This window comes from Rhodococcus sp. NPDC057014, assembly GCF_042673295.1.
Lineage (GTDB): Bacteria > Actinomycetota > Actinomycetes > Mycobacteriales > Mycobacteriaceae > Rhodococcus_F.
Genome location: NZ_JBHUSF010000511.1, coordinates 1 through 3,794, shown reverse-complemented (window position 1 = coordinate 3,794; position 3,794 = coordinate 1). Strand labels below are relative to the sequence as shown.

The 3,794-nt window shown below is 69.2% G+C and carries 5 protein-coding genes; 2 read left to right on the top strand and 3 right to left on the bottom strand.

Annotated elements, in window-relative coordinates:
- The first annotated feature begins 87 nt into the window (after positions 1–87).
- Complete coding sequence (locus tag ACFTZB_RS43960) at positions 88–537, top strand: DUF5709 domain-containing protein (RefSeq protein WP_378442046.1); 450 nt, start codon at positions 88–90, stop codon at positions 535–537.
- Here ACFTZB_RS43960 and ACFTZB_RS43955 read toward each other — a convergent pair.
- Positions 530–940 (bottom strand): winged helix-turn-helix transcriptional regulator, encoded by a 411-nt coding sequence (locus ACFTZB_RS43955; protein WP_378442041.1) that lies wholly within the window; start codon positions 938–940, stop codon positions 530–532. The genes ACFTZB_RS43960 and ACFTZB_RS43955 overlap by 8 nt on opposite strands.
- A gap of 123 nt (positions 941–1,063) precedes the next feature.
- Between ACFTZB_RS43955 and ACFTZB_RS43950 the strand changes: the two genes are divergently transcribed.
- Positions 1,064–1,921: an SDR family oxidoreductase gene (locus ACFTZB_RS43950; RefSeq protein WP_378442039.1), complete on the top strand. Its 858-nt coding sequence runs from the start codon at positions 1,064–1,066 to the stop codon at positions 1,919–1,921.
- On the opposite strand, the gene atzF is transcribed toward ACFTZB_RS43950, so the two are convergent.
- Together atzF and ACFTZB_RS43940 are read right to left on the bottom strand one after the other, a co-directional pair.
- Positions 1,918–3,663, bottom strand: a complete 1,746-nt coding sequence (gene atzF / locus ACFTZB_RS43945) for an allophanate hydrolase (RefSeq protein ID WP_378442037.1) — start codon at positions 3,661–3,663, stop codon at positions 1,918–1,920. The two genes, ACFTZB_RS43950 and atzF, sit on opposite strands and share 4 nt — an antisense overlap.
- Positions 3,663–3,794: biotin/lipoyl-containing protein (locus ACFTZB_RS43940; RefSeq protein ID WP_378442044.1), on the bottom strand; the 132-nt coding region annotated here is incomplete at its 5' end. The genes atzF and ACFTZB_RS43940, both read right to left, overlap by 1 nt.

The window sequence follows — 3,794 nt, the reverse complement described above, 5'->3', positions numbered from 1 at the left end:
GTCTCTGTGCGGGCCCTCGTCGTTTCTCGGCGGATCGGTTCCGCGATCCGATGGCGAAGTGTTCGCCGCGATGGCATCGTGGGGAAGATGACCATGCCGGACAGCACGCCAGAAGGATCCGACGGCGAGTACAGCCTGGACGAAGAGGACCAGCTGCAGCCGGAGGACACGTTGGTCGACCGAGGTGTGGACGACGTTCTCGACGAGGGGTATTCGCCGCCGGAGAAGCCGCTCGGGTTGGACGCGTTCGGAACGACGGCCGCCGAGCAGCGCGACGGGGAGACCCTCGATCAGCGGCTCGCGGAGGAAGAACCGGATCCGGCGTTCGAGGAGGACGACGACACGGAGATCCTCGACGACAACGAGGTCGGACGGCAGCGGTCAGGCAGGCTTCTCGCCGAGGACGAGGGTGTGGGGGAGGACACGGAGAAGGATCTCGTTGCCTCCGACATCGGAATCGACGGGGGAGCGGCGTCGGCCGAGGAGGCCGCGGTCCACATCGTCGACGAAGAGTCCGATCTCGACGAACTCAGCTGACGCCCCGACCGGCGTCGTATCTCTCCTGCGCCGCCACCACGTCGGGTACGCGCGACTCGACCAGTTCGATCAGGTCGATCAGGCGTGAACCGACCTCGGCGCCGAGCGGCGTGAGGCTGTATTCGACCTTCGGCGGGATCGCCTCGAGTACGTCGCGAACGACGAGGCCGTCCCGTTCGAGTGCCTGCAGTGTCTGCGACAGCATGCGTTCGCTGACGCCGTCGACGCGTCGGCGGAGTGCGCTGAAGCGGTAGTTGCCCTCGGTCAGTGCCGCGAGCGCGAGCACACCCCAGCGGCCGGTGACGGTCTGCAGGGTCTCGCGCGACGCGCAGTTGCGTGCGAAGACGTCCGCTTCGAGGGTGCGGTCTTCGCTTTCCTGTGCGGGGTGTGCGGGCTCGGACATGCGTCCAGTGTATCCGACGAAATGGAAGCACTTACCTAAGTATTTGCACTTACGAAAAATTAGTGCATGATGGAAAGTGAGCTTGAACAGTCAACTCGCACCACTACGCGCTAGGAGTTCGTCATGACCATCGCCGTCACAGGAGCAACCGGACACCTCGGCAGGCTCGTCGTCGAGGCACTGCTCGACAGGGGAACACCCGCCGCCGACATCGTCGCCGTGGTCCGCACCCCGGCCAAGGCCGCGGACCTCGCGGACCGGGGGGTCGAGGTCCGGCAGGCCGACTACAGCGACCGCGCCGCACTCGAGACCGCAGTCGCCGGCGTCGACAAGCTGCTGCTCGTCTCCGGCAGTGAGGTCGGACAGCGGGTTGCCCAGCACACCAACGTGATCGACGCCGCGAAGGCCGCGGGGGTCGGTTTCGTCGCCTACACCAGCGTCCTCGACGCACAGAACAGCCCGCTCGGGCTGGCCGTGGAACACCGCGCCACCGAGGATCGGCTGGCGCAGTCCGGGATCGACTTCGCGCTGCTCCGCAACGGCTGGTACTGGGAGAACTACCTCGGCAGCATTCCCGCGGCAAGCGAGACCGGTGCGCTGTTCGGCAGCGCCGGGACGGGTGTCGTCGCCGCTGCCGCCCGCAAGGACTACGCCGAGGCGGCAGCCGCCGTCCTGCTCTCCGACGGGCAGGCGGGCAAGGTCTACGAACTCGGCGGCGACGAGCGCCTGACGTACAGCGAACTGGCGGACGTCATTTCCTCCGTCATCGGAAAGCCGGTGTCGTACAAGGATCTTCCGCAGGACGACTATGCCGCGGCGCTCGAGGGCGCCGGACTGCCCGCACCGATCGCGAGCATGCTCGCCGATTCCGATGCCGGCGTGGCCGTCGGCGCGCTCGACACCGAGAGCGGCGACCTGCAGAGGCTGATCGGCCGCAACTCGACCCCTGCCGCCACCGCCCTCGCTGTGAGTACTTCTTAACCGCCCGTGGTTAAGAAGTACTCACGGGCGTAAGCAACCCAGCTGCCGAATTCGGTGATGTCCGTGGCCCCGACGACCGCGTCGTGGGTGCAGCTGAAGCCCACCACGGCGCGGCCGTCGGACAATTCGACGCTCGTCAGGGCCATCGGGGCGGGCAACGCTGCGAGGAAGCTGCCCAGCCCCGCGGCGGACACGCGGAACAGTTCCCCGGAAATCGGGGAGCCCGCGCCGGGACCGCGGCGGACGAGGCCGGGCTTGGGCGGGGTGGTGTCGAGCGCGGTGAGCCGGTACGCGTCGGTGGTGGTGACGGTGTCGACGAAGCGGGCCCCGATGTCCTCGAGCTGGAAGTGCAGGGGCTGCCCGCGCAGGTGTGCGCCGAACACGGCCAATTCCACGCCCTCCTCGACGAAGGAGGGCGCCGGCACACCGACGAGCCGGGCGGCGAGGTCGACGGCCACCTGATCGGCGAACGCGGGCACCACGAACATGACCCCGAACGGTTCGCCGGCAGCGGTCGGGGCGCCCGGGACGGCGACCGCCGCCATGTCGAGCAGATTGCAGAAGTTCGTGTAGGTGCCCATCCGCCGGTTGATGCCGATCGGATCCGCTTGTACGGCAGCGATGGTCGGGTGTTCGGTGGTGGTGGGCAGCAGGAGTCCGTCGACACCGGCCAGCAGGTGCCGCGTCTGCGCCTTGACGCGGGTGAGAGTGTCGAGGTCGGCGGCGAACTCGTGGCCCGCCGGCGTGCGCGCCGACTCGACGATGGCGGTGACCACTGGGTCGGCACCCGCAGGCGCCGTGTCGAGGAATTGCCCGACGGCGGTGTACCGCTCGGCGACGACGGCGCCGTCGTACAGCAACCGGGCGGCATCGAGCAGCGGGGAGATGTCGACCGCCTCGACGGCGAACCCGCGGTCCGTCAACGATGCCACCGTGTCGGCGAACGCCGCGCGGTACTCCGGCGTCAGCAGGGCGAGGTTTGCTTCCGTGGGAATCGCGACGCGTGCGTGCGCGGGTGCGGCGAGCCGGACGTCGGACGGCCACGTGCGGCTGCGCGGGTCCGCGGTCGCGGGGCCCGACATGATGCGGGCGGCGGTCACGGCCGTGTCGAGTTCGGCGGCGAAGACGGTGACGCAGTCGTAGTCGACGCAGGCGGGAACCACGCCGTCGGCGGGAATGACGCCGAGTGTCGCCTTGATCCCGACGAGGCCGTTGAATGCGGCCGGGACCCGGCCGGATCCCGCTGTGTCGGTGCCGATTCCGATATCGGCGATGCCGAGGGCGACGGCCACCGCCGAACCCGAGCTGGATCCGCCCGACACTCGTTCGGGGTCCCACGAGCACCGGACGGCGCCGTACGGACTGCGTGTCCCGACCAGTCCGGTCGCGAACTGGTCGAGGTTCGTCTTCCCCAGTACGACGGCGCCCCGGTCGATCAGGCGGCGCACGGCACTCGCGGTGACGTCGGGGAGATAGGCGAACTCGGGGCATGCGGCCGACGTCGGGAGCCCGGCGACGTCGATGTTGTCCTTGACCGCCACGACCTTCCCGGCCAGGGGCAGGTGCTCGCCGGCGTCGAGACGGGCCTGCACGGCAACGGCATCGGCGTGGACGTCCTCGGCGGGCCGGAGGGTGATCCACACCTCCGGGCGGTCCGTCTCGGCGATCCGCCGGAAGGCGTCCTCGACCCGGGCGGTGGGGGACAGGGCGGCCTGTCCGCGGTTCACGGCATCGACAGTCATCAGTTTTCTGCTCCAATCACGACGAGAGGGGTGCCCGGTTCGACGATCGCGCCCGGTGACACGAGGACTTCGAGGACCGTGCCCGGCGAGGTGAACGCGACCGGCATCTCGAGTTTCATCGCCTCGAGCAC

Excerpts from the sequence above, each read along its gene's own strand:
- ACFTZB_RS43960 (WP_378442046.1), top strand. The coding sequence starts at position 88 with ATGACCATGCCGGACAGCACGCCAGAAGGATCCGACGGCGAGTACAGC.
- ACFTZB_RS43950 (WP_378442039.1), top strand. The coding sequence starts at position 1,064 with ATGACCATCGCCGTCACAGGAGCAACCGGACACCTCGGCAGGCTCGTC.
- ACFTZB_RS43955 (WP_378442041.1), bottom strand. The coding sequence starts at position 940 with ATGTCCGAGCCCGCACACCCCGCACAGGAAAGCGAAGACCGCACCCTC.
- atzF (WP_378442037.1), bottom strand. The coding sequence starts at position 3,663 with ATGACTGTCGATGCCGTGAACCGCGGACAGGCCGCCCTGTCCCCCACC.